The 23747-nt window shown below is 37.1% G+C and carries 28 protein-coding genes; all 28 read right to left on the bottom strand.

The genetic code is table 11. The features are described from left to right. Positions 1–2: 2 nt before the first annotated feature. The 28 genes from KB197_RS02335 to KB197_RS02200 all read right to left on the bottom strand — a co-directional run bounded on the left by KB197_RS02335 (position 3) and on the right by KB197_RS02200 (position 23665). Positions 3–476, bottom strand: a complete 474-nt coding sequence (locus tag KB197_RS02335; protein ID WP_060971018.1) for a hypothetical protein — start codon at positions 474–476, stop codon at positions 3–5. A gap of 21 nt (positions 477–497) precedes the next feature. After that, positions 498–1292, bottom strand: a complete 795-nt coding sequence (locus tag KB197_RS02330) for a DNA/RNA non-specific endonuclease (RefSeq protein WP_060971017.1) — start codon at positions 1290–1292, stop codon at positions 498–500. After that, entirely contained in the window at positions 1292–1639 is a 348-nt protein-coding gene (locus KB197_RS02325) for a hypothetical protein (RefSeq protein ID WP_053794433.1), read from the bottom strand. Before KB197_RS02325 ends, KB197_RS02330 begins: the two co-directional genes overlap by 1 nt. Continuing rightward, complete coding sequence (locus KB197_RS02320) at positions 1632–1970, bottom strand: hypothetical protein (protein ID WP_212573694.1); 339 nt, start codon at positions 1968–1970, stop codon at positions 1632–1634. The genes KB197_RS02325 and KB197_RS02320 overlap by 8 nt, the downstream gene beginning before the upstream one ends. 407 nt (positions 1971–2377) lie before the next feature. Next, positions 2378–2653 carry a hypothetical protein gene (locus tag KB197_RS02315; protein WP_136115660.1) on the bottom strand — a complete coding sequence of 92 codons (276 nt, stop codon included), beginning with the start codon at positions 2651–2653 and terminating at the stop codon, positions 2378–2380. A gap of 118 nt (positions 2654–2771) precedes the next feature. Further along, positions 2772–3605 carry a hypothetical protein gene (locus tag KB197_RS02310; protein WP_212573695.1) on the bottom strand — a complete coding sequence of 278 codons (834 nt, stop codon included), beginning with the start codon at positions 3603–3605 and terminating at the stop codon, positions 2772–2774. A 16-nt stretch (positions 3606–3621) separates the two neighbouring features. Further along, the gene (locus KB197_RS02305; protein WP_136115658.1) at positions 3622–4635 is read right to left on the bottom strand and encodes a hypothetical protein; all 1014 of its coding nucleotides are present in this window, start codon (positions 4633–4635) and stop codon (positions 3622–3624) included. Positions 4636–4651: 16 nt separating this feature from the next. Beyond that, the gene (locus KB197_RS02300; protein ID WP_212573696.1) at positions 4652–4852 is read right to left on the bottom strand and encodes a hypothetical protein; all 201 of its coding nucleotides are present in this window, start codon (positions 4850–4852) and stop codon (positions 4652–4654) included. Between the two features lie 10 nt (positions 4853–4862). Then, positions 4863–5090, bottom strand: coding sequence for a hypothetical protein (locus KB197_RS02295; protein WP_023916842.1), 228 nt, complete (start codon positions 5088–5090; stop codon positions 4863–4865). Then, the gene (locus KB197_RS02290) at positions 5087–5527 is read right to left on the bottom strand and encodes a thioredoxin domain-containing protein (RefSeq protein ID WP_212573697.1); all 441 of its coding nucleotides are present in this window, start codon (positions 5525–5527) and stop codon (positions 5087–5089) included. The genes KB197_RS02295 and KB197_RS02290 overlap by 4 nt, the downstream gene beginning before the upstream one ends. Then, positions 5524–5940, bottom strand: coding sequence for a hypothetical protein (locus KB197_RS02285; RefSeq protein ID WP_212573698.1), 417 nt, complete (start codon positions 5938–5940; stop codon positions 5524–5526). The genes KB197_RS02290 and KB197_RS02285 overlap by 4 nt, the downstream gene beginning before the upstream one ends. Then, entirely contained in the window at positions 5924–6112 is a 189-nt protein-coding gene (locus tag KB197_RS02280; RefSeq protein ID WP_008809738.1) for a hypothetical protein, read from the bottom strand. Before KB197_RS02280 ends, KB197_RS02285 begins: the two co-directional genes overlap by 17 nt. Before the next feature lie 13 nt (positions 6113–6125). Continuing rightward, a complete protein-coding gene (locus tag KB197_RS02275) occupies positions 6126–6326 on the bottom strand; it encodes a hypothetical protein (RefSeq protein WP_008809739.1) in 201 nt (66 codons plus the stop codon). Between the two features lie 193 nt (positions 6327–6519). Next, positions 6520–8010, bottom strand: a complete 1491-nt coding sequence (locus KB197_RS02270; RefSeq protein ID WP_105025994.1) for a primase C-terminal domain-containing protein — start codon at positions 8008–8010, stop codon at positions 6520–6522. A 33-nt stretch (positions 8011–8043) separates the two neighbouring features. Continuing rightward, on the bottom strand, positions 8044–8715 hold the full coding sequence (locus KB197_RS02265) for a DUF2786 domain-containing protein (protein ID WP_212573699.1): 672 nt from the start codon (positions 8713–8715) through the stop codon (positions 8044–8046). A gap of 1 nt (position 8716) precedes the next feature. After that, positions 8717–9031 (bottom strand): hypothetical protein, encoded by a 315-nt coding sequence (locus tag KB197_RS02260; protein WP_212573700.1) that lies wholly within the window; start codon positions 9029–9031, stop codon positions 8717–8719. A gap of 164 nt (positions 9032–9195) precedes the next feature. Further along, complete coding sequence (locus KB197_RS02255; protein ID WP_042763686.1) at positions 9196–9696, bottom strand: hypothetical protein; 501 nt, start codon at positions 9694–9696, stop codon at positions 9196–9198. Positions 9697–9733: 37 nt separating this feature from the next. After that, positions 9734–9883, bottom strand: a complete 150-nt coding sequence (locus KB197_RS02250; RefSeq protein WP_212573716.1) for a hypothetical protein — start codon at positions 9881–9883, stop codon at positions 9734–9736. A gap of 140 nt (positions 9884–10023) precedes the next feature. Next, positions 10024–10611: a DNA-directed RNA polymerase subunit delta gene (rpoE, locus tag KB197_RS02245; protein ID WP_000418416.1), complete on the bottom strand. Its 588-nt coding sequence runs from the start codon at positions 10609–10611 to the stop codon at positions 10024–10026. Positions 10612–10795: 184 nt separating this feature from the next. Beyond that, the gene (locus tag KB197_RS02240) at positions 10796–12373 is read right to left on the bottom strand and encodes a hypothetical protein (protein WP_212573701.1); all 1578 of its coding nucleotides are present in this window, start codon (positions 12371–12373) and stop codon (positions 10796–10798) included. 71 nt (positions 12374–12444) lie between these two features. Continuing rightward, a complete protein-coding gene (locus tag KB197_RS02235) occupies positions 12445–13665 on the bottom strand; it encodes a DNA cytosine methyltransferase (protein WP_064276271.1) in 1221 nt (406 codons plus the stop codon). Between the two features lie 418 nt (positions 13666–14083). Then, positions 14084–14890, bottom strand: coding sequence for a hypothetical protein (locus KB197_RS02230; protein ID WP_212573702.1), 807 nt, complete (start codon positions 14888–14890; stop codon positions 14084–14086). A 102-nt stretch (positions 14891–14992) separates the two neighbouring features. Continuing rightward, positions 14993–16675 (bottom strand): hypothetical protein, encoded by a 1683-nt coding sequence (locus KB197_RS02225; protein ID WP_212573703.1) that lies wholly within the window; start codon positions 16673–16675, stop codon positions 14993–14995. Continuing rightward, positions 16665–19226, bottom strand: coding sequence for a TOTE conflict system archaeo-eukaryotic primase domain-containing protein (locus KB197_RS02220; protein ID WP_064276269.1), 2562 nt, complete (start codon positions 19224–19226; stop codon positions 16665–16667). Before KB197_RS02220 ends, KB197_RS02225 begins: the two co-directional genes overlap by 11 nt. A gap of 91 nt (positions 19227–19317) precedes the next feature. Further along, complete coding sequence (locus tag KB197_RS02215) at positions 19318–21969, bottom strand: valine--tRNA ligase (protein ID WP_212573704.1); 2652 nt, start codon at positions 21967–21969, stop codon at positions 19318–19320. Further along, entirely contained in the window at positions 21962–22540 is a 579-nt protein-coding gene (locus KB197_RS02210) for an AAA family ATPase (RefSeq protein ID WP_212573705.1), read from the bottom strand. The genes KB197_RS02215 and KB197_RS02210 overlap by 8 nt, the downstream gene beginning before the upstream one ends. Further along, complete coding sequence (locus tag KB197_RS02205; RefSeq protein WP_212573706.1) at positions 22540–23100, bottom strand: GNAT family N-acetyltransferase; 561 nt, start codon at positions 23098–23100, stop codon at positions 22540–22542. The genes KB197_RS02210 and KB197_RS02205 overlap by 1 nt, the downstream gene beginning before the upstream one ends. Continuing rightward, positions 23087–23665, bottom strand: a complete 579-nt coding sequence (locus tag KB197_RS02200) for a flavin reductase family protein (protein ID WP_212573707.1) — start codon at positions 23663–23665, stop codon at positions 23087–23089. The genes KB197_RS02205 and KB197_RS02200 overlap by 14 nt, the downstream gene beginning before the upstream one ends. Positions 23666–23747 lie beyond the last annotated feature (82 nt).

Here is a 23747-nt window from a genome sequence, read left to right as displayed (position 1 = left end):
CCTTAATGAGAATGTTTGATGGTTTGACCCCTGGCCACATCTTCTTGAATGACATCATCAATTCTGGCCATTAGTTCGTGCTGGTTAGGATCCATCCGTGAGTGAATAGACTCTAAATCCTGCACATCAAATTCTTGCCCTTTGGTAATAGCATGAAAATTAGTCAGCTCCAAATACTGCAATCTATTGAGCTGATTTTTCATTACTTTCAGATCCTGCTCTATATTTTCCAGCTGGTTATTTTTGGCCCCTTGAAGCTCAGCTAAACGTTGGATATAAGGCCGAGGGCGATCAATATCAAGGAACAATTTATAGAAAGCATCCAGGGCTAATTGAATTGTTTCTGACTTATTCAATTCTGGCCCGTGTGGGGATCCCTGATCTTGTAAATAATCAATAATCGCTGTAAATTTTTCAGCACCTTCATCTCCTAGGTATAGGCTAAACCGACGGATATTTGATTTTTTTCTTGGCATGAGTTCTCCTTTTTTGGTTCATCAAGGGGCAACTTTTTGAGAGTCCCCGGTTAAATAATTGAGTTCATATCCTGGCTGGATATTGAAAATATACACGTCAAAAGAGATGGTATCATCTTCTACACTTTGGGCCTCCAGACGGATGCCCCGACACACCAATTCCACATTTTTGAAAATTGGTGTGACCCTGTAGCGGACATGATGATTTGTTTCTTTGATATAGTTTGAGATAAAATTTTCATAGTAAAGCATAGAAGATTTTTCATCTTCAAAATTTGCATTCAGGGCCCGTGTCCCTGTGAATAGATTTTGCGGATTATCATTTTCACCACTCAACTGAAAAGCAATTAAGTGGGAACGATTGTAGAGGTAATCCGACTGACCGTTAAAATCAATCTTCTTGTTTTTCCAACCAGTCGGTGTGACGGTTGAAATATCTTCTCGCTCTTTTTTAGGCAGTAGGTCTTGACCTAACATGGCTTCAGCTACTCCTACACGATTGAGCAGATCAAGACTGGAAAATTTTTTCCAGGTGCCTTTTTCCAAATTCAATTCTTCACTCGTAAATTGAGCTTTAGAATGAACTTCAATGACTTGATTTTTTCCATCATAGATTTGTGATTTCAGTTCACTATTTTTAGAATGATAGGTGGATGAAATATCAGAATTTTTTTCTCCAGGTGAACCAGTAATATTGAGCTGACTTTTCAAATCATTTTGTGTAAAAAATGAGACGACCGCTTGAAAATTTTGAGGCTGTACCAGAAGGATGGCTAAAAAGATTATAGCGACAAAAACAAATTTATTTTTCTTCATCAGTAATCACCTGCCTGTCGTTCAGAAGTCACTGCTTTTTCGTCATTCATAAATCCAAGCCAATCAATCGTCAGCTGTTCTACCAGTTCTTGTTTTGCACCATATCCTGATAATTTGATTTCATTCTTCAACAGCAACTCTAAAATCTGGCTCTGTTGCTTTTTAATTTCAGCCAAAGTCTCCGCAAAACGATTTTCATATAAATCTAGTCCATCGTTCATCACGACAGACTCACATTGTGAGAGCATAAATTCATTGAATGATGAATACTGATATTTGTTCGCTATGGTGTGCAGCTGCTCAAACGTATGATCTGGAATATTTCTGATTTTGATCTCCTTAGTCATCTCTTTCCACCTCTCCCTCGTATTCCAACCAGCGGGAAATGTGATTAGCGTATCGGGCCATTTTCGTTTCAAAATCTTGTAAAATGTCGGCCTGTTTTTCTGTCAAAAACAAAACGTGGTCAGATGTCAGTTTGATATTTTCAAGATGGGAGACGTACAAATCTTCTGCCCGATTGAATTTTCCTTTTTCAATTTTTTCACGGCACATTCCCAGCAAAAATTCATTAAATGATTTTGCCTTGGTATCTTTCGCAAGAGCTTTTAGATAATTCACCTCTTGGTGTGAAAGTCCTCGGATTTTGATTTCAACAGTTTGATTTTTGGTCGGCATTTCATCTCTCCTTTCTTCAAAAAATGAGCGCCCTTCTTTTTTCTTTTTACGAGGAAAAAGCAAAAAGAAGCAAAAAAGAAAACCTGAACCTCGCAACGTCACGAACCGAAACGGTTCTACTTTTGCGGTTTTTCAGCACACCAGCGCCCACCTGCAAGGCTTAAGGCCTTTTAGGGTCTTAGTGCTTGAAAAGAGCATAAGAGAAACTGTCCCCACATCCCGTGGGGAGTTGATAGTATCAACGTTTCCCTTGTCCCCAATTTTCTCGGCTACGCCTACCTAAGCACACCACTATAACACACCTATACTTACTCTTTTTTCTAATCAGCATACTTTTAGCCACTGAACTTTTAAGAGCAAAATCAGGTTATTTAGTGCTCATTCAGCTGGAGAAAATCGGTCTGTTTTTAAGAAACCTGTTCACTTTCTTCAGTAGCTTTTTGAGTAGCTTGACGACGTTCTTTTTCTTCTTCTTTGAGAAGAGCGAGTTCTGTTTTTAGGTCATCATGAATTTGTTCATACGACAAATTTTTATCTTTTTTGAGCTGCACCTGGACGTACAATTTACCAATATTTTTTTGAAGCTTTTCTTCTGCTTCCTTACGAACCGACTCCAAAGCAGCAACTTTTTTCTTTGCTTCTTCCAATTCTAAATCAATTTTTTTAAGATCTTTTTTTGCCATCTTATAGCCTCCTTTTTAAAATTAAAATCAGTATAAGGGATAATTTTTTTTTGTGCTGTAAAGGGACAAGTCACCGCAAAAAGAAAACTCCCTAATATAAAATTAGGGAGAACCAATTTTAGGAAAATTGCTTCTGAAATCCTTCAACTTCTATTGTAAAAGCAGCTCTTCGACTAAGTTTAAATTTAATCAGTGTATGACCAAAATCTTCTTTTATTCCAAAAGGATAAATTCTAAAAACAGGATAATAAATGGTATCATAATCACCGAAAGTACGCTCTTTTTCTTTTTCAAATTGAACTACACTATAGCGAATAGCTGTATGCACTTCTCTGTTTAAATAGCTTAATTCGACAAACTCTTGATAAGGTTGTTTAATCACATTTTGGTTAATCATTTTCATCCGTTTGTCAGCTTCTTTTTCATCAGCATCCGTATAAAGATTACATTCAGGCGGCAGATGATCTGTTAGCTTTCGAATACCTAAATACTCTTTATTAATAACATTTTTGAAGAGATAGCGCTTAAATAATATCGGCTGAATAAAAATTACAAGAGTTGCAAGAGCAAGACTAATTAGCCAAAATGTAAGAAGACGATTAACCATAGATTCTGTTAAAACATGTTGCTTAATATAATCATTTCCTTCTAGGAAAAATAGAAAGATTAAAACAAAATTGAAAGTCGTCTTCATACGTCTCAACTCTCTTGAGGAGAGCGTATAAATGACATCTATTAAGCACTTGAGCATGACTAAGGAAATCAAAACTTTCACAGTAAATAGTTGTATATCCCGTGGCATATAATACGTCAGCAAGCCGAGTAAAACAGCTGAGAAAATATAAAATTGACCCTTAATCAAGAATTTTACAAGCCAATTCAAACCACAAAACAGTGATAATTTGAGACCATTTTTATTTAGTTCTTTCCATTTTTGAGTGTGTTTTTTCATGATATCTTTCCTTTCACTATTTCATTTCCACCGTTTCAATCGGATTAGAAAATTCAAATGTACCATCTTTCACGGCTGCTTTTTTCTTGTTTAAGGTCTCAATCTTACCTTTTAGTTTTTCGATATTTTCTGTCGCTGTTTCAATCGAACGGTTCTTGGTTTCGATGTTACTATCAATGACAGAAATATCTTTTTGGTTGGCTTCCAAGTCATCACCTGTAAGATATTTTGCTTCAGTATTCAATCCATTTTTGCGAGACTCATCATCTTCAATAGAGGTTTTCAGCTTAGAAATGGACTCATTCAATTTTTTGATTTGTCCTTCCTGATAGGTGATTTCAGCCTCGATTTCAGTCAGTGTAAACTCTTCACGAGACACCGCATCGATTGTCTTTTGTTTGAGATTTTTATTTTGAGTTGTTACAAAGAATTGAACTGTTCTTTCTGCTTCCTCCTCTTTCGGGGACAAGGATTTTGAAGTGGAACTATCGTCACTGGATGGCGATGTAATGTCAATATCAACTGAACTAGTTGAGACAGTTGTATTGATGACATCAATCGCAAAAGCGCCAAAATCTTCAGGTACTCCACGGATAATCACTGAGATTTTATTATCCACGATTGGGACAACTTCCATGCTCGTTTTAGCTGATTTATTTTGTGAGTAAAGCTTCCATTTTAAGCGCTTGGCATCAATTCCACGGTCAACAGATGAAGTCGCATCCCTAGTCTCAAACTGAAGAACAATGATACCTGTTTTGGGAGAATAGGTCTGACTGGTCAGCTTAATTTCTCCAGTTCCATTGACAAATGTTTGCTTGGTTTTAAGCTGATCATCTGTGTAGGTTTGGCGTTCTGGAGAATAGAGTGCTCCAGCCAAAAGACTGATCCAGGCCGCAAATAAAACGGAAAAAATGACTAATTTTCGTTTGATCACATTCTCCTGAAACCAGTTTTTAACGGCCAGAAATGGTTTTACAACGGTGCTGGATTTTGCATTTTCCATCCAGCGTTTTAATGTTTCTATCATGTCTAACAAATCCTTTCTAATTTTCTTTTCCCCACTTCACCTGACTATTAGGCCAGAACATTTTCAACAACATCATCAAGACGACAGACGCTCTCATTTGCTTTTTCTCATTCTCATATTTATCTCTGATTGTCACAGAACAAATAGGAAGAAACCAAGCGCATAGCAAGCTAGCCAAGATGACAAAATGACTAATAAAATTCCATAAGTTATTCATGGGAAACCTCCTAGATACAAGACATTTTTTCCGGTGCAAGTTCGAGAGTCAGCCATAGGGCTTCACTCTCTGAGACATAAGTAAGACGCCCGCCATCGTCATGGAAACAGTGAAGATAGTAAGGCTTTTCTCCAATATGTCGGCCTAAAGCAACCATACCTTCAGGCGTCTTAGCACGCCACAATTCATTGTCAAAACGAAACAAAGCTTCCGTCTTTTTGCTTACCTTTTTAGTCATTTCATTGCCTCCTTAATAGCAGACTCATCAGCCTTGATTTTGCCTTTACTGTCCTTAGTCGCATAGAGAGAAAGCTGCTGTTTTCCATCTCTCAGTGTAACAATCGTCGCCGCTTTTTTTACCTGGTATTTCTTTACCAAGACCTGGCCTTTTTCAGACTCAACATTGATATAAAAAGTCGGATAAGCACTCTTTTCAGCAGCAGAAATAACCGCCTGTTTTCCTGCCTGGCAATAGGGGCAGCCTGACTTGTAAAAGACCAGGTTCACATTCTGATCAACTACCGCAGCCGTATATTCGTTTTGGGTCAGATGGCTGTCATAATTTTTGAAAAAAACCTCTTGCCAAACCGTCTTTACTCCAATAGCAGCAAAACTCAAAAGCATGATAAAAAGAACAATGCCAAAACCCAATTTGATTGCTTTCAAATCTTTCATAGAGAGTCCTCCTTGTCCAGAAAATCAAAGAGATTGCCCTGGATTACTTGGAGTTTAGCCAGCCGTTTCATGTCTTGCTTTAGCTCCCGAAAGCTGGTCATAATCTTACTAAAAACAAGCGGATCAAAATCATCATAAATCGCCACAATCGGCAACATAGGCAGATGATCTTTCTTCTCACTATGGAGAAATTCATTGACCTGTCTTTCAGCTACAATGACCCCATCAACTCGTACCAAAGCTGGTAAACTTGTGATAGTTTCTCCATTTTGATAAAAGGTCAGGGCTACATCTCCAGGAGCAATCGTTTCAAAGTCTGCATCGCTTTCAGACACTTTGAAGTAATAAGCTGAGGGCTCTTGTCCTAGTCCTGTCAGATAAGTCCCTCGTATAATCTTAAACGTTTTTGTCATCTTCCCTCTCCTCCTCGTCATCAAACTTAAACATCACCATTTTATTTCTTGATGACATCTCCATTTCAATTTGTTTCCATTCTCGCTTGGTCTTTGTCGTTTTCCATAATGGAATAATATCAAACAGATAAAGTCTTCCAGTATAAAGAACATCATCTTCATTTTTCACCATTAAAACCTCCCTTCTAACAAACCTTATGAAATCTAAATGGAGCCTGATAGTAATTCGGATACTGAATAATTCTCTTTGTCCTCGTTACTGGTACGGGCTTGTGATACCATTTTTGAAGATATTGAGAAGCCATCCCCTGAGTCTCAAAAACTAGAAGGTTCTTCTTCTCATCACGCAGATAATCTCCAATCTCAAAACTAAAAATAGCAATCATTTGACTTCCTCACTTTCTTGATCTTCCAAGTTCTTGACTAGCTCCAGAACATTGAGTACACCCAACTCTTATACTTTTTTACGTGTTATTTGTTCTCCTACCTAATGAATAGTTACTAGCTAGTTTTTCCTCGCCTCCGAATTGCCTCACAGTATCCTAGATATAATGTAAAGGCACTTGACGGGTTTTATTTTTATCCAATGTCAAGCTCAAATAAAGAGAGTTGTGATACTTGTTTAAGGTCATTTTTAACTCCTTCTATCACTCGCCGAGTGAGACTCAAGCTTTCTTCAAAGAAAGCAGCAATATAACCAACATACGCTTCCTGGCGTTCCTTTTTCACCTGGAGAAGGGACAGGAAGATAGCCTTGACGGAAGCAATACGGATCCCGCCGCCACGGCCAGATTTAATCGTGAAGAAGATCTTCTGATCTGCCTTTAGTGCTTTCAGTACTCTGTCTAAAGAGCGTTCAGGGATACTGAGAGCTTCTCTCAGCGCCTTTTTCGTTGTCTGAATAAATGGATCTTCTGACTGGTAAAAGTCCTCTAAATAGGCCATCACATCGGCTTTCCATTCATACAGATGACTGTTCTTGCGATCAGCCCGCTTCTTCTTGAATTTGTACCACCGCTGCTTGGTAAAGAGATCCGCAGCCTTCAAATCCTTATTGACCCAGGCCCGACACAGCAGCATGATATAATCTCTGCTGGCTGCCTCATATTTGCCTGAATAAGCACTGGCAATAATCTTTAAGAGTTCGCTTGTAGTGACTGGTTCGTCCAGTCGTAGGCTAAATTCGTTTAACACGACCTCACAATCGCCTTGTGAGACACCGCTGGAGAAATTAGCCAAGGCTAAAGTGAACAATACAGAATTTCGACCCATTAAGTCCTTAGTACCTTTGATGTTTGACTCATTCATCAACATCTTATACCAGGGCTCATCGGTCTGTTTTGCCCCTTCTGTTCCTGAAATAACCGTTAGGTTCGGTTTCTTACTTGGGAAAGGCAAGTCTGATTGTTTCATCGACCAATTCAGCCACTCCTGGAAAGAATAGGTGTACTCTTCGTCAAAGAATTCGATATTATCTGTACGGGGTATTCTGCAAATACCAAAGTGATTACAGGTCATATCAACAGGTAAAGTCTGACCAAAGTAACTTCTCAAGTTTTGAGAGATCGCCTTGGCCACCTTTACCACCTTGAACTGTGAATGGGCGGTCACATAGGCTGGCTCAGACAGAACAAAGTAAGCCTGGTATCCTTTATCTGACTTTAGAATTAACGTTGGCATGAAGCCTAAATCAAGAGCAGCCGTCAGGATGTCTCCTGATGTCATTACATCATCTGAGGACAGGTCAAAATCAATCACAAAGGTATTGATCTGACGCAAGTTCTCTTCAGCATGGCCACGTGTAATTTGTCGTCGGCTGTCACTGTATGATCCGAAGCGGTAAACGTTCGGCGTCCAATGAGTGAAGCCATCTTGATTTTCTTTAATAGCTTCCATCGAGGTTAGAACAAGTCCACGGGCCTTGATCATGTGAGCTTTGGAACGGTAAGTGAATATAGCTCCTCGCTTACCTTCCTCAACTGAAGAAACAGGTTTCAAATGACTGTTTCTAAATTTATAATTCCTTAATCCATCTTTGAGAATTAAAGGATAGATTGTATTCAAATTCATATTGAAATATTCCTAATTTTTTCCATTACTGAGCTAGCTGTTTAACAATTCATCAGTCATTAGCTTTGTTTCTTTTGCATGTTCAAGTCCTACAGAATAAGCTTCCAGGTCTACTTTTTGAATTGGAATTTTGGTAGATCTCTCATTGAGTTTTCCCATTCGTTTATACTGTTCTTCCAATACTTCAGCAGGAACTTGAACCATCAAAGCAAATTCTTCTGAGGATTGAGTTTGTTTCTCAAAACGCTCATTCAACCCTGTAAGAAATCCAAACAAGTAAGACTTCTTGTAGTCTTTCCAGCGAGCTTTTGTAATTGTAGGGAAGAGACGTTTTAATCGATATTCCAGATATAAAACAGCACCTTCATAAACTTTGGTGCAAAATTCAGCATCACTATCATAGCCAAAGAAAATCATTTTCGTAATTCCTTCATCAACTTTCCTTTGTCTAATGACTTTACACCTGAAGTTTGCACCAAGAATACCAGCCAATTTCTCTTTCCACCAAACCATTCTATATTCTGAGGCTGCAACAGTCTCTCCAATATTATTCTTGTGGATCTTTTGAATATCACTCATGGCTAAATTGTGTTTTACCATCAACTTCTGGGCCATGAGAAGCGCTGACTGCCCTTCTTCATCGTTTGGAGCGTCATAGGCTAATTCAAGCAAATTTTGAACTTTTAGAATGATTTTATCACTCATTTTAAATTCCTCTGTACTTTCTAGGTAGATGACGGGCATAATGGTCAGCTTCATTTACCATAGTATTGTAGAAAATCATATTTTTAGAAATAATCTCTTGCCATTTTGGAATATCCTCTCGATAAATACGATCTAATCCATAAAAATGTTTAGCAAGAAATCTCACTGCACTGATATGGTTTCCTAATTTAACAACACAAAGAACATCATGCTTTGTATCCATAACCCAATGACTTTTAGGGTTGTTTAACACCTTTTTGGCGAACTCTTCATCACGTTCTAACCAGTCATGACCTGGTCTATAATAAACTTTCATCCTCTACCCCTCCATATCCAATTTCCAGAAACAATGGCTGCAAATTGTTTCTTCTTCATCTATCCACCAACAAGCCCCCTTGTCTGGAGTGTAGCAAGCATTGTTCCAAGTGCAGCCACAGATACAACATTTTCCCTGTTCTTTTGAACTCATGTCAACCTCTCTTAGTTCTCTTTCATACTCTTAGGAGGAGCAGCAACCGAAAAGAAGTAGCCGTCCTTTAAGTCCTCTTTACTGTAAAACTCAGTCTCTGCGGTCGTTACATAATCGCACCGACTCCAGTCACTCCGTAGCTTTTTGTAGGACAGTGATACTCTTTTTTCAATTTCTCTAAAGCGAAAACCTAGCTTCAAATACGTGGTCACGATTTCTTCAATATGTTCTTGCGTTTCTGGAACCTTGACCCTGGTTTGGATATTCTCTTTCTTGTCTTCTTCACGTAGGCTTAGCTGATATTGAATATAGAGTAATCGCATTTCCTCAATTTTCTCTTGCCAGTAAGGATTATAAGGCTGACCTGAATACTTGTTCGTTAAGCTGCGGACAGGTTTTCTGAATTTCATCTGAACCTTGTCAAACTCTCCTAGATCTGTCAGCGGATCAATAAATCCTAACGGCTCACTATTGAGTAACTTTTCATATAAATTTAAACTGTTTGTCATCATCGTTTGTCTCCTCTGATACAGTTCTTTACAATCTCCCCTAGGATGTGTTCTGACAGCTCATGCTTTCAAATAAATCAAGTTGAAAGGCACCTGGAGAAGCTTCAGAATCTTCTAGCGGTAATTTCTCTGACTGATTTTCTTTATCGCGATCAATCACTTCATAAACTTCCAATGTGTCAATATTCATGACAATCTCCAATCCTCGCATGATGATCTCCTTTCTCTTTAAATTTAAAACGAACAAAAAAGGAGAACAGATTTCTCCGTTCTCCTTCCTATACAAGATATTCAATTTATACTTTTCTAAAAACTCTTACCACTTACCTTTTATTCCTCGATGTTTTCAGTATCATCATCTGAAAACTCGTCGTCTTCTTCGTTGAGATCCACGTCTTCACCCAAGTCATCTGGGGCGATTTCGTTAATTTCTGCATCGTAAGCTTCCACTTCATTTTTCTCATCATCCGGATTTTCATCATCGTATGAAAGTGCTGGATCTGCTTCGTATGCATCTTCGTCTTCTGGATCATCCGCATTGTAGTCAATGGCATCTGAATCGCCATCCATAAAGGCATTGACACGTTTTTTCTTAGCTTTTGGTGCTACTTCATCGTCGTCACTTTCCTCAAGAGCGATGATTTCTTCGTCAATTTCGTCCACACCATACCATGAACGAAGACCCCATTTGTTGTCTCCAAGTGAGATGAAGCTACCGTCAAAGTTCAACTCTGTGTAGAACAAAGGCAAAGCTTCGCGGATATCGCTGTTTGATGTTCCAAGGTAGTTTTGAATTTCGTTTACAAGATCGCTAAAATGCATCTCATGATCGCGACCACGAAGTTCCAAGATAGCACGCGCTACCTCAATCATAGATAGTTCACTTTTTTCTTGCCCAGCAAATACTTCTAATTCCAAAGCGTTTCTCCTCATTTATACTACTATCGCCAGAGCGAACAGACTCTGACCTCATTTTATCATTTACTCTTTATTTTACGATAATTTTGCGGAATAGTCAAAGGTTAAGGGGGAGAAAGTGAGATGATTTGAACGCTAACTTCCACTTGACTTGTCGAAGTGTAAATTAGTCTAAAACGGACTTTTATTTCTTTACTACCCAGCCAATGGCATCTCTAGGTGGATTTTCAGTATCAATCCAGATAAATTCAATACCGATTTCCCCATTTTTAAACTTGGTTAAACGAATACCGTTGATTTCCAGTTCATTAAGTCGTTGGCCTGTCAAGACTTCTCGTTCCTTCAACTGGAAAACACCACGTAAAATCCAATTTCCAAGAATTTCTTGCTTATCAGTCGATTGAATCGCCTTACCAGCTTCTTGGTTGATATAGGCATTGATGACATCTCCAGAAGATAAGAAGCATAGCTTAAAGGTTCTTTCTTCTTTGGATAGAGCTAGTTTTTTAGTACCAGGTTCAAAGGTCCCAAACCCAGGACCAAAGAAATCAGGTCTTTCAAAGTGAAAGTTTTTCGAGTCAGGCAGAGGAATGTAAACTTCACTAACTGGCCGATATACGAGTTGTTCAATTTCTTTAATGAGTTTTTTATTGCCAGTATTGTGAACAAAGTGAATCAAATCCTCACGAATAGCTTTCATCTGAGCTTTTTCTTCCTTACTGGTCCATTTTTTCAATAGAATTTCTTCTAAAGAAAAAGTCACAAAGGCTAGTTCTTCTGGAGCCAGACTGTCTTTGAATTTTTCCTGAATCTTTAGAATCCGTGGCAGACGATCTTTCTTAGCTAGTTTTGTTCCTCCGTTAAAAGCATTGAAACCAGAGTTTTCTTCCACATTTCCATGTTTGTCTGTAATAACCCAAGACACTGTTTCTAAGATATCGGTTTTATCCTTTTCAGCGGTCAGTAAATGAAGGTTTTCAAAGAGAGAAAAAGGATCTTCGATGTAGTGAACATCCCAAGTATCTACTACAATGTCTTTATTGTTAAAAGTCATGTGGAGCTGGCTGTCAGCTGCTGTATACTTGTAATGATGTTGTCCATCCGTAAATCGGAAATTGGTTGGATTGTTTTTGGTGGTAGAACCTTCAATGACCAGGTTGTCAATATCAACTGGTAAATAAGTCGTCTCCCCGACAAAAATCTTAGGATTTTCTCCCTTTGGTGTCGGCATCAAAACATGATAAACAGCTTCAACATTGACCGAATCTGAGTTAAAACCCTTTATTTGTGCCTTAGAGGATTCGATTCTCTGGTTTCTTAAAGTCGCAATCTTTCGTGCCAACTCCTCATAGCGTTGATAGTTTTTCTTGTCTGCTGTTTCTTTATCTGCTGAAATATCTGCATGGAATTTGATATCACCCAACAATTCCGTCCAAGATTGAGAATCTTTTTTAAACTGAGCGATTTTTTGGTCTCCCGAATTAATTCCAAAAGACTTGATACCCACTAGGTATTTATGATTTTCATCCACTACGACAGAAGCATCATAAGAGGTATTGGCAATATCTTCTCCAACGGCATTAAAAGCCTTCTGGAAAACAGTTTCCTGAAATTTAGAATTAACAATCGGAGCAACATAATTCTCTGTTTGTCCCTCATCTTCAGATTCTGCCTTTTGAGAGAAAGCTTGGCTCAAGCTAGCGAAGTTGGTAATTAAGGTTTTGTATTTGTCTTTTTGTTCAGACTTTAGATGTTCCCACATAAGCGCCCTCTTTTCTATCTTCAGTATATCAAAAGAAGATTAGTTTTTCACTAACCCTCTTTATATATTCGTTAATTAATACTGTAAAATTCAAGATTTCCTCGTTTTTTAACCAATTTTAAATAATCTTCACCAGACAGAAGGGCTAGACCATCATCATAAGATTTGATTTTTTCAAGAGCTTGATCATAGCTATTTACAAAGTCCTTGACATAGGATTGCCCTTCAAATTGTCCATTCATCTTGGTGTAGATAATAGCGAATTTTCCTGAGCGGTTAAGTTGAGATTGCCCTTGGCTGTCATTCAAGGCCTTGGCAACATTTTCCGCGATGCGTTTAATCACGGGAACGACTACGCTATTTCCAGCCTGTTTGTATAGCTGACCATTAGAAACCCCTTCTGGGATTTTAAAAGATTTAGGATAACCTTGAACATTAAAGGTTTCTTTCGGAGTTAGCTTACGAATCTCACCACTGTCCGTCAGGATCAATGGAACGTTGTGGCCACCAGTTCCCATATTTGCTGTGAGGGTAGGAACAACGCCATTTTTATTTTCACGAACATATTGACGGCGCCACTGGTAGACTGTATCTTGACTTGTCACTTCAAATTTTAACTGGTCATAGAAATTCTGCTTTCCTTCACGGTAGTAGTAGACCTCGTCTAGCTTATCACCAAAGTTAATCACATCCTGAAGACTCGTAGTCAGCTTGATTTCCTCTGGGAACTCAAACAAGTCATAAGCTTCCTTGGTATCAAAACCAACGATATAAATCCGCTCACGGTTTTGTGGAATATTCCCGTAGTCTTTCCCGTTGAGAACCTTCCACTTGATAAAGTAGTTGTTCTCGGTCAAGGCTTCACGGATGACCTTGAAGGTATTGCCATGGTCATGACCGACCATGTTTTTGACGTTTTCGATGAAAATAGCGCGAGGTTTGCATCCCTCAATCATGCGAAGCAATTCGAAGAAAAGATCGCCACGATCATCATCAAATCCTTTGCGATAACCCGCAATACTAAAGGCCTGACAAGGGAAACCTCCCATAATCACATCCACGCGCTCAGCTGGAATGTCCTCTGGCTGAACATCGTGAATATCACGACCATCCAAATAGGTATCTGGATGGTTTAACTGATAAGTCTGACGCGCATACTTATCGAACTCATTGGCATACACCACTCTGAACTCGTTGGTTTGTTCAAATCCCAACTCAATTCCCCCAACACCTGAGAAGAAAGCTGCAATGTTGTACTTCTCAGATCGGTTCGAACTTACAGAATTTGTCATGTAGTTACCTGCTTTCTAAAATATTGACTTTTCTAGTATAACATAAATAAGAAAATAAATAGGAAAGTAAGGAAATAAATGTCAAATCATAGATTAAACTCATTCTTAATATTAACAATCGTAATTAAGAATGATGATTCTAATAGTTTAACTTCCGCATAGTTAAACTATTCTTTCTTAAAAAGAATATCTATTTCCATTAGCAGGTGAGACGGATTTATTTTTTGGAAATTGTATAGAAAATAATCTCGATTATACCAAAAAACACGGCGTGAATCCGTGTTTCTGAATTTGTTAAATCAATTTGTTTATTTCATTGAGGGGTCAAACGATTAACTTATAGAATTATGCTACTGTGTTGACGTTATATATAGAAAGTTCAGATGCATGGAAACTTTTTACACATATTCTTAGACTTTTATTTTAATTCTTTTGAACGATTAAATAATCCTATTAAGTTCGTTGTATCTGTAACTTTTTTAGGGAATACTGATTTACAAGGCATATTTTTTTGTCGAAAAATTAAATATTTTGCTTTTTCTGCTTTACCGTATAAACTTTCTGTAATTGTTTTTATATCAGTATTCCATTTGTATTTATTTTCAATTATTTCTTCACATTCTATTGAAAGATCAAAGGAAGAATCGATAAGGCTTTCTGCATTGTCCTTTACGTCAGAAAAGCTCCAAATTGCTTTAACTATAACTTTTACATTTAAATTTTTCAATCCCTTTTCCTTTAATTCAGTTGAGCAAGGAAAATATTTACCATGAATATCTTCTTCTGAACCATTAATAAAATAATGATGGAGAGCATTTTTTAGTGAAGTTCCTCCCATGATATTATCGACCAATATCACAATTGTCTTAATTTCTCTTTCGTTATAGTAAAATTTATTATTTTCAAGACGTACTTTGCTTTGGTCGAAATCGGTTTGTGTTATTGCTTGTTTTCCGCCTAATGATGAAGTTATCTCAGCAATGTAATTATCTAAAGTTGTATCTTGCTTCTTTTCTTTCGTAAACACAAGATTAGAGTCGTCGCTAATCATCTTGTTTACAGATTGATACCAGTTACTAACTGTATCTTGATAGTATAAAGCACATCCGGTATAATGTCTATTTAATACCAAATCTAAAAAACTATTAATCTGTTCAGATTTCCATCCCATAATTACAAAGTGCCACATTAACTTATACCACAATATGCTTTCAGCTTCTTCCATAGGGCTTACACTGAAAACGTCATAGTTTATACTGTCTAACTTAATAGCTGCTATTAGATCAATTATAGATTTAAGTGAAGTGTCACTTTTACTTTTTAGTACTTAGTACGTTAAATAGTAATCTTCGATTTTTTGATTGAAATTTATTAACTTCTTAGCGACTGCAGTTAATTGCCTATCATAATATAAAACACTATTTTGCTCATCAAAAAAGCCTTCTTTAATGCTCGACGGCACGTTTAAATTATCTATATCAGATGAATTTAATATATTTTTTTCAATATCTTTGATTTCAACTTCTTTGCCATTTACTTCAATGCATTTTTCTAATCCACGATTAAATATTTTAAACTGACAGAATTCTCCTTGGATATCTTCTAGTCTATGTTTATATAAATAACAGACATCAGAAAAACAAGCGGGAGCATAGATTTTATATGGGAAAATTAGTTTCATATCGTTATTCATTTCAACTTCTACATTATTTAAATTAAAAACATTGTTCTGAATAAAATCTAAATAATTTAAAATTGTGTCTTCATTGAAATATCCACAGTTCTCGAAATACTGTTTAAAAAGAGAGTTTTGCAAAAAATCTGACTCTGAGATTTCATCGGATTCTAAATTTATAGGTCTCTTATTCAATCTAGTGAGTTCACTAAAAAAATCTAGTGTAAGAATATCAAATTGTTTTCTACTCCAAATTATAGATTGTCTTAAAGAGTATCGCTTATCGGAAGCATTCAACAAATCAAAAAAGCCCTCTTCATCATTATTATATTTTTCATATCTTTTGCCAGCAGGTATCAGAATTTTTTCATCTAAAGATCCATATGGATTTAGAAACTTATACTTATGTGTCTGCTTATTTAAATATATAGCATCTTGATAGAAATTATTAAAATGCCCTTTTTGATATATTTTTTTGATAAATTCAAATTTTTCAGCATTAGGTTCAGCATTTCGTAAAAATTCAGTTAAACTAAAAAATTTTATATCATTTGTTGGTAGACAATACTCTATGAAATAGGCAATTACATTATTTTTGGAATCTTTCTCTTCATTAATTGATTGCTTAGGGCCAAAATAATATTTCTTGGTACTTCTAATTAATACTTTTTCGTTATGCCGGAAAATCATTGTTCCATTTTCATTAACATTTTGAGAAGATAATAATTGTTTTCCTCCTGCACGAATATACTCTAGGCATTTTATATTATAATTTTTACTTAGTTCATCAATTTTTGTCAATATTTCATTATCATTGATTTTATGTTTAACATAAATTCGTAATAAAAAAGATAAATTAAATAAAGTCTTTACATCAAAATAATTGTTACGTATAACATCATTCATAATTGTACCTAAAGGGTATAAGAATTTATCATTTTTTTTAAGTGAAAAAATCCAATCAACTGGAGTGATATCTTCTCCCAATAGTTCATACACTTTGGCAGAATTAGAAGTATCATTATTTTCTAAATTATATAACAATCTAAAAAATTCGTATTCACCACAGATAAAAGATTCTTTTTGGTATATAGGAATTTGTGTTGCAGCAATAGAATCAATAAGTTTACTGATTCTACCAGTTTCGTCTTCAGAAAGTGGATATGGATAGATTTTTAAAATATGGAAAAATGTTTTAGAGATAATATCCAGTTTCTTTTGTTTATCTTCATCTGAAAGGGGCCAATAAATCTCTTCAAACCTCACTAAGTGAGACTCCTTTACAGTTGAACGTTCGATAATAGAGACTGTATCATATAATTCATCAATAGTCATTATTCAACCTTTCTAAAATAACATTAATAATCCTTTGTTCATAATCATCTGTGGTAATTTTTTTTAAAAAATTAATAAAATCACTAAACTCATTTCCAATAGTATCAGATAAACTAATAACCCTGTTAAGTTCATAATATAGAGTAACCAAGAAAACTTTAAAGTTTAAAGAATGTGCAGGGATTTTCAAATAATCAACATTTTTAAAAAAATTTATCGTATGTTTCGGATTTTTTAGTATAATTTTATAAAATTTATAAAAAATACTCCCCCTTCCAATTTCTGAACCTAGAATATTATAGTGGTTTCTTGACATATAATATTCTAGCAACTCAGTATCAATATGATCACCTAATAAAAAGTTTGCATTTTTTATATTCCATTCATTATTGCTTTTGGCATACTTATCAAATAATTCAAAAATCTGAAATTGATCTTCCTCAGATAAATAATCAATATCTTCCAAACTTTGTATTATATAATTTTTGTAAATATCATCAAAAAAGGACTCTTTTACTCCATCGGTTAAATTTTTTATCAGTCCAAAATTGAATGTTTTTTCTGTGTTTAATTTTAAACCAACACTTAAAAAAAGATTATTTATTTCATCTAGAAAAAGATCTCCATCATTAATATTTTTGTATATAATAAAAATATCATCTACGTATCTAAATAGTCGGATAGTGGCATTATCATTTCTTGACTTATATTCTTCAATAAAGTCACTTAAAAGAGTGGATAGGAAAAATTCTGCTAAAATACGCGCATAGGCTGGCCCCTGTGGTACTCCCTTTGTTGTTCCATTTAATTTCATTTGTAGACTTGCATTAAAACTCTTTAAAAAATAAAGAATATTTTTTAGCTTTTCCATATCTCTTTTTGATTTTTTATTAATCATTTCAATTAATCGATCGTTGATGGAATGCATATAGATATTCTCGTAAAATGATTCTAAATCTAACTTCATAATACTGAAATCATCGAAAAGATCAAATTTTAGATATAGATTAATATCGTTAACATATTTTTTCCAAGAGGAATAAAAAGGAAAAAATAAAAATTCATCTGACCAAAAATTTATATTATAACTGTATGAATCAAACCTCCACTTTAACAAACTCACAAATTCATAGCTTAATCTAGTGGTTAATAGCCTGTCAATTGTAGTTAATGATACTAATGTTCGTTCTCTCACTGTTCCATTTTTCTTTTCTTTTCTAATATAAGGATAAAAAGTATCTAAATATTTATGATCATTCCACTGTATTTTGCCATTTATTATTTCGGATGCTCTATTCTCAATTCTTTCAATATCGTAATTAAATATATTTTTAAGACCGTGAAAAATATGCGGTTCTAAAATTTCATCATTATATTGAAAATAATTCTTTTCTTTTTCCAAAATATAGTGTGTGATTGTTTTTGACTCACTTATTACGGAAGGTAAACTGATTGGATTTAAATCTAGATTCTTTGAAATGAATTCAACCACGGTTAGATTACCATCAATATGAACCTCTAATTTTTCCCTGTATAAGTCATATAGATAAAACATTGTAACAGGATATAGACTATTCTTCAGCTTTTCAATATGGCTTATGGTTTTTTCAGCATTAAAATTATTTTGACTACTAAAAATATACATCAGTAAATCTTTGCTAAAATAAGAAAAAGTACCTACCAAAACCAATCTATCTAGATGGGTAATGCACCCATTTTGGACTCTGTCCCATAATTTTAAAAATACAATAGAATCACTCGTTTTCTCAACCAATTCATTAAAATCTATTTCTATATCATTAAACCTTTGAGTTTTGTATTTTTGATATGTTTGGCTTTCTTCAGCAATTCCCAATGTTTTAAATAGAGAAAAACTATTTTTTTTATATCTAGAAATTATCTCTTCTTGTTTTTGAAGATCTATTTCTTTTTCACTAGAATCTATATCTTGTATCAATGATGAATTTAAATCAGATTTTTTCAAAAAGTATGAATGTTTATTGTTATTTTTTTTATGAGTAGACAAAGGTAATTTCACTGCTTTTCCAAATTTATTTTTTCCATATCTTGTAGCTGGGAACCTATCAATAGCATAGATATCGAACAGTCTTTCCTCATAATTTACTTTATCTAATATTATATCCATTAAGTCATATCCAAGCTGTTTCTCAAAAAAAGAGTCAAAAATAATCCATACATGAATTCCACGACGTCCAGAAAATTCAACTAAATAATTAATGTCTAAAGTATCTAAAACTTTACAAAGTGGATTAACCATCAAATTTGCTAATTCCTCAATACTTCCTTTCTCCTCTTGATTTTTTAATATATCAAAATCAAAACAGAGCCATTTTATCTGGCTAGAAAAAGATTTTTGTTGATAAACTGCTAGCGAGGATTTTTTAACAAGCATTTGATGAAATAAGGTAAAATCATAATTGATTATTTGAGGAATATAATTGCCATCGGGCATTTGCATTGCAATTACATTTTGATTAGCAACGAAAAGGTTAAATAATTTTCTAGCTAGTCTATATAAAATATCATCCATTTCAAATTCTCCTTATATTTTTAAAAAATAATGTAAGCGTATCTAAATTTCATTATACCAAAAAACACGGTTCATCACCGTGTTTCTATGTTTATTTAACGAGTTTCTTCATCTCATCAATACGTGCGACGGTCGCGTCGTACTTAGCTTGGTAGTCGGCTTGTTTGTCGCGTTCTTTTTGGACGACTTCTGGTTTGGCATTGGCTACGAAGCGTTCGTTAGAGAGCTTCTTACCGACCATATCCAGTTCTTTTTGCCATTTAGCTAGCTCCTTGTCGAGACGAGCGAGTTCTTCTTCGACATTGAGGAGGTCAGCGAGTGGCAGGTAGATTTCTGCTCCTGTGATGACGCTTGACATAGCGAGTTCAGGCGCAGGAATGGTTGATGCGATTTCCAAGTGTTCAGGATTTGTGAATCGTTTGATGTAGTTGACATTGCTGTTAAAGAAGGCTTCCAAGTCGCTATCGCTTGTCTTAACAAGGATAGTGATAGGTTTGCTTGGTGCTACGTTTACTTCCGCACGCGCATTACGTACAGCACGGATCAAGTCTTTGAGGCTTTCGACACCTGTGTGAGCCGCAAGGTCTTCAAAGGCTGGATTAACAGTTGGGTATTCTGCTGTGACGATTGAGCCTTCTGAGATTTGTCCAAAGATTTCCTCTGTCACAAATGGCATGATTGGGTGGAGGAGACGAAGGATCTTGTCCAAAGTGTAAAGGAGAACAGAACGTGTGATGACTTTCTCTTCTTCGTTGTCGCTATAAAGGACTTCCTTAGTCAACTCAACGTACCAGTCCGCAAACTCATCCCAGATGAAGTTGTAGAGGATGTGACCAGCGACACCAAACTCAAACTTGTCAAAGTTAGCAGTTGCTTTTCCGATGGTTTCATTGAGGTTGTGGAGAATCCAGCGGTCAGTGACATTACCAGCTTCCTTGTTGGCAACTTTTTCGACATTGACAGTTGCTTGCTCAAGGGTCAAGCCTTCATTGTTCATGAGGATGTAGCGAGAGATGTTCCAAATCTTGTTAATGAAGTTCCATGAAGCATCCATTTTCTCGTAAGAAAAGCGCACGTCTTGACCTGGTGCAGAACCGTTTGAAAGGAACCAACGAAGGGCATCGGCACCGTATTTCTCGATGACATCCATCGGGTCAATCCCGTTACCGAGTGACTTAGACATCTTGCGTCCTTGCTCGTCACGGATAAGACCGTGGATAAGGACGTTTTGGAATGGCTGACGACCAGTGAATTCCAAGGATTGGAAGATCATACGAGATACCCAGAAGAAGATGATGTCGTAACCTGTTACCAAGGTTGAAGTAGGGAAGTAACGTTTGAAATCTTCTGAGTCGACATCAGGCCAGCCCATGGTTGAGAATGGCCAGAGGGCAGAACTGAACCAAGTATCCAAGACGTCTTCATCCTGAGTCCATCCGTCACCTTCTGGAGCTTCTTCACCAACATACATTTCTCCCTCAGCATTGTACCAAGCAGGGATTTGATGACCCCACCAGAGCTGACGAGAGATAACCCAGTCGTGGACATTTTCCATCCATTGGAGGAAGGTATCGTTGAAACGAGGTGGATAGAATTCGACCTTGTCCTCTGTGTCTTGGTTGGCAATGGCATTTTTCGCCAATTGGTCCATCTTGACGAACCATTGCGTTGACAAGCGTGGTTCGACCACAACACCTGTACGTTCTGAGTGACCAACACTGTGAACACGTTTTTCGATTTTAACGAGAGCGCCGATTTCTTCCAACTTAGCAACGACTGCCTTACGAGTTTCAAAACGATCCATGCCTGCAAATTCGAAGGCAAGCTCGTTCATAGTTCCGTCGTCGTTCATGACGTTGACTTGTGGCAAGTTATGACGTTGACCAACCAAGAAGTCGTTTGGATCGTGAGCAGGCGTGATTTTCACGACACCAGTACCAAACTCAGGGTCGGCGTGCTCATCCGCAACGATTGGAATCAGTTTATTAGCGATTGGAAGGATGACGTTTTTTCCGATCAAGTCCTTGTAGCGTGGGTCTTCTGGGTTGACCGCAACGGCAACGTCCCCAAACATAGTCTCAGGACGAGTTGTTGCCACTTCAAGGGCGCGTGAGCCGTCTTCCAGCATGTAGTTCATGTGGTAGAAGGCACCTTCGACATCCTTATGGATAACCTCGATATCAGAAAGGGCTGTGCGAGCTGCTGGGTCCCAGTTGATAATAAATTCACCACGGTAGATCCAACCTTTCTTGTAAAGGTCCACAAAGACCTTACGAACAGCTTTTGACAAACCTTCGTCAAGAGTGAAACGCTCACGAGAATAGTCTACAGAGAGCCCCATCTTGCCCCATTGTTCCTTGATGGTAGTGGCATATTCGTCTTTCCATTCCCAGACTTTCGTCAAGAAAGATTCACGTCCGAGGTCATAACGGGTAATGCCCTCTCCACGCAAGCGCTCCTCAACCTTAGCCTGAGTGGCAATCCCAGCGTGGTCCATCCCTGGAAGCCAAAGCGTGTCGAAACCTTGCATACGTTTTTGACGGATAATGATATCCTGCAAAGTCGTATCCCAAGCGTGACCAAGGTGAAGTTTACCAGTTACGTTTGGTGGTGGAATGACGATTGAATAAGGCTTAGCCTTTTGATCTCCTGAAGGCTTGAAAACATCAGCGTCAAGCCATTTTTGGTAACGGCCAGCCTCAACCTCGGCTGGATTGTATTTAGGTGAAAGTTCTTTAGACATGTGTGTGTCCTTTCTCTATTGTATTCATTTTATTTTGAATTTGCTTAGCAGCTTCTTCTGCAGACAAATTCGTATTATTTATTTTAAAGTAGTGGTGCAGCTCATTCGGTTGATGTTGGGAATTTAATTGAAGGGTTTCAGTGATCTCTAAAATTTCTCTTTCAGATATCTCAATATGCCGTTTCAAGGGCTTGTGCTTCAACCGGTTCTCCGTTCGATTTCGACGTAAACGCTCTTCAAGACTTGTTTCCAACTCAACAAACAGAATCTCTTGATGAAAGTTATCCAATAAATCCTGAATTTGCTTTAAATACATCAGCTGGTACTGATTTGAAAAATCAATTACGTCAGTTAAAATTACTGATTGCTGATTTCTTGCACTTGCTCCAAGGAAAGAAAAAGTGATTCCACGAACAAATTCCCACATTTCCTCTGTAAAGTCCTGATAGATTTCTAATGCAAAATCGATGGCTTGATGGTTATAAAAGAGGGTAGCATCTGTCAGTCGAGATAACTCTTGACCAATCGTCATTTTCCCAGAAGCCGGAGCCCCAATAATGAAAAGATGCATCAAATCACCTCCCACTCACTCCTCAGCAAGCCATATATCAGACTGTCACAGCGATTTCCTTGAACATCCTTTCTGTCCCGGATGCGAGCTTCAAGAGTGAAACCAAGTTTCTCAGCGACTTGTTGGCTTTGGACATTATAACCAAAACAAGTCAGTTCAATCTTGTGAAGACCCAAATCTTTAAAGGCTAAGTCAATCAAGGCAAACGCTGCTTCTGGTACGTAGCCTTGCCCCCAATAGTCTGGGTGCAAGGTATAGCCAAGCTCTAGCACATCGTCCGCATGGCGGTGATTGAAGTCAACAGAACCAATGACTTTATTGGTTCCTTTGACGACGATCCCATAGCCAGCTGGAAGATTATCCTTCTCATTGCGCTCAGGAAGGATAAGCTCCAGATAATAAATCTCATCTTCCAAGGTCTTGACGGGTAGAAAGCCAGCTGGGTAAGAGACTTCTGGGAGACTTGCATAAGCATGGATATCCTCAGCATCCGCCACAGTACGGACTCGTAAAACGAGACGTTCTGTTTCCAAGCGTTCTGGTAATTCAGCTCTTGACATCCTTCTTCCTCGCTTTCTTTATGAAGCTCCCCATAGGGTCAACACGGTTATCTAAATAGCGATAAACGCGCTGGTGACCGTCCCCCATAAAGTAAGTCGGTGAAAAACGGTCATTTTTAAAATGCCCTTTCTCATTCAAGAGATCTGGATCAGCAAGTCGCTCAACAATCTTAGCGAAAATATGACAAATTCCCTCTTCCTCGATAATCCGATCTACCTGACAATTCAAAACGACTGGACAATCCTCTAAAATCGGTGCCTGAGTCCGTTCAGAAATCTCGTAGTCTAGCCCCAGGTGTTTCAGTTTCTCCCGATGACTGATAAAACCAGCCTGCTCCATATCGAGCATGAGATTTTCATCAGGAATATTTACGGTGAACTTCTGATAGTACTTAATCTGGTCAGCCGCATTTTCCTCAGTGCCAACACCGATGACCAGCCAATCTCCCAGGCTATAAGAGGAGCTACAGGTCGTAATATTGTGTCCAAAATTCTGATCCTGATACCCCAAAATGAAGATAGGAAAACCATAATAGAGTTTACTTGTGTTAAAAGATTGCTTCATGACAACCTCCTTTGCCTAAGACACAAAAGAAAAGCCCTGCCATATCCATGACAGGGACGAATGTGTTTATCCGCGGTACCAC

The organism is Streptococcus sp. 11-4097, assembly GCF_018215285.2.
In the GTDB taxonomy this organism is placed as follows: domain Bacteria; phylum Bacillota; class Bacilli; order Lactobacillales; family Streptococcaceae; genus Streptococcus.
This window is presented reverse-complemented; position numbering and strand designations above follow the sequence as displayed.

Excerpts from the sequence above, each read along its gene's own strand:
- KB197_RS02335 (WP_060971018.1), bottom strand. The coding sequence starts at position 476 with ATGCCAAGAAAAAAATCAAATATCCGTCGGTTTAGCCTATACCTAGGA.
- KB197_RS02265 (WP_212573699.1), bottom strand. The coding sequence starts at position 8,715 with ATGAGTGATAAAATCATTCTAAAAGTTCAAAATTTGCTTGAATTAGCC.
- KB197_RS02310 (WP_212573695.1), bottom strand. The coding sequence starts at position 3,605 with ATGAAAAAACACACTCAAAAATGGAAAGAACTAAATAAAAATGGTCTC.
- KB197_RS02255 (WP_042763686.1), bottom strand. The coding sequence starts at position 9,696 with ATGATGACAAACAGTTTAAATTTATATGAAAAGTTACTCAATAGTGAG.
- KB197_RS02305 (WP_136115658.1), bottom strand. The coding sequence starts at position 4,635 with ATGATAGAAACATTAAAACGCTGGATGGAAAATGCAAAATCCAGCACC.
- KB197_RS02275 (WP_008809739.1), bottom strand. The coding sequence starts at position 6,326 with ATGATTGCTATTTTTAGTTTTGAGATTGGAGATTATCTGCGTGATGAG.
- KB197_RS02225 (WP_212573703.1), bottom strand. The coding sequence starts at position 16,675 with ATGACTATTGATGAATTATATGATACAGTCTCTATTATCGAACGTTCA.
- KB197_RS02295 (WP_023916842.1), bottom strand. The coding sequence starts at position 5,090 with ATGACTAAAAAGGTAAGCAAAAAGACGGAAGCTTTGTTTCGTTTTGAC.
- KB197_RS02215 (WP_212573704.1), bottom strand. The coding sequence starts at position 21,969 with ATGTCTAAAGAACTTTCACCTAAATACAATCCAGCCGAGGTTGAGGCT.
- KB197_RS02200 (WP_212573707.1), bottom strand. The coding sequence starts at position 23,665 with ATGAAGCAATCTTTTAACACAAGTAAACTCTATTATGGTTTTCCTATC.
- KB197_RS02230 (WP_212573702.1), bottom strand. The coding sequence starts at position 14,890 with ATGGAAGAAGCTGAAAGCATATTGTGGTATAAGTTAATGTGGCACTTT.
- KB197_RS02260 (WP_212573700.1), bottom strand. The coding sequence starts at position 9,031 with ATGAAAGTTTATTATAGACCAGGTCATGACTGGTTAGAACGTGATGAA.
- KB197_RS02280 (WP_008809738.1), bottom strand. The coding sequence starts at position 6,112 with ATGGTGAAAAATGAAGATGATGTTCTTTATACTGGAAGACTTTATCTG.
- KB197_RS02315 (WP_136115660.1), bottom strand. The coding sequence starts at position 2,653 with ATGGCAAAAAAAGATCTTAAAAAAATTGATTTAGAATTGGAAGAAGCA.
- KB197_RS02300 (WP_212573696.1), bottom strand. The coding sequence starts at position 4,852 with ATGAATAACTTATGGAATTTTATTAGTCATTTTGTCATCTTGGCTAGC.
- KB197_RS02235 (WP_064276271.1), bottom strand. The coding sequence starts at position 13,665 with ATGACAAATTCTGTAAGTTCGAACCGATCTGAGAAGTACAACATTGCA.
- KB197_RS02250 (WP_212573716.1), bottom strand. The coding sequence starts at position 9,883 with ATGAATATTGACACATTGGAAGTTTATGAAGTGATTGATCGCGATAAA.
- KB197_RS02220 (WP_064276269.1), bottom strand. The coding sequence starts at position 19,226 with ATGGATGATATTTTATATAGACTAGCTAGAAAATTATTTAACCTTTTC.
- KB197_RS02205 (WP_212573706.1), bottom strand. The coding sequence starts at position 23,100 with ATGTCAAGAGCTGAATTACCAGAACGCTTGGAAACAGAACGTCTCGTT.
- KB197_RS02210 (WP_212573705.1), bottom strand. The coding sequence starts at position 22,540 with ATGCATCTTTTCATTATTGGGGCTCCGGCTTCTGGGAAAATGACGATT.
- KB197_RS02285 (WP_212573698.1), bottom strand. The coding sequence starts at position 5,940 with ATGACAAAAACGTTTAAGATTATACGAGGGACTTATCTGACAGGACTA.
- KB197_RS02290 (WP_212573697.1), bottom strand. The coding sequence starts at position 5,527 with ATGAAAGATTTGAAAGCAATCAAATTGGGTTTTGGCATTGTTCTTTTT.
- KB197_RS02320 (WP_212573694.1), bottom strand. The coding sequence starts at position 1,970 with ATGCCGACCAAAAATCAAACTGTTGAAATCAAAATCCGAGGACTTTCA.
- KB197_RS02270 (WP_105025994.1), bottom strand. The coding sequence starts at position 8,010 with ATGAATTTGAATACAATCTATCCTTTAATTCTCAAAGATGGATTAAGG.
- KB197_RS02240 (WP_212573701.1), bottom strand. The coding sequence starts at position 12,373 with ATGTGGGAACATCTAAAGTCTGAACAAAAAGACAAATACAAAACCTTA.
- KB197_RS02325 (WP_053794433.1), bottom strand. The coding sequence starts at position 1,639 with ATGACTAAGGAGATCAAAATCAGAAATATTCCAGATCATACGTTTGAG.
- KB197_RS02330 (WP_060971017.1), bottom strand. The coding sequence starts at position 1,292 with ATGAAGAAAAATAAATTTGTTTTTGTCGCTATAATCTTTTTAGCCATC.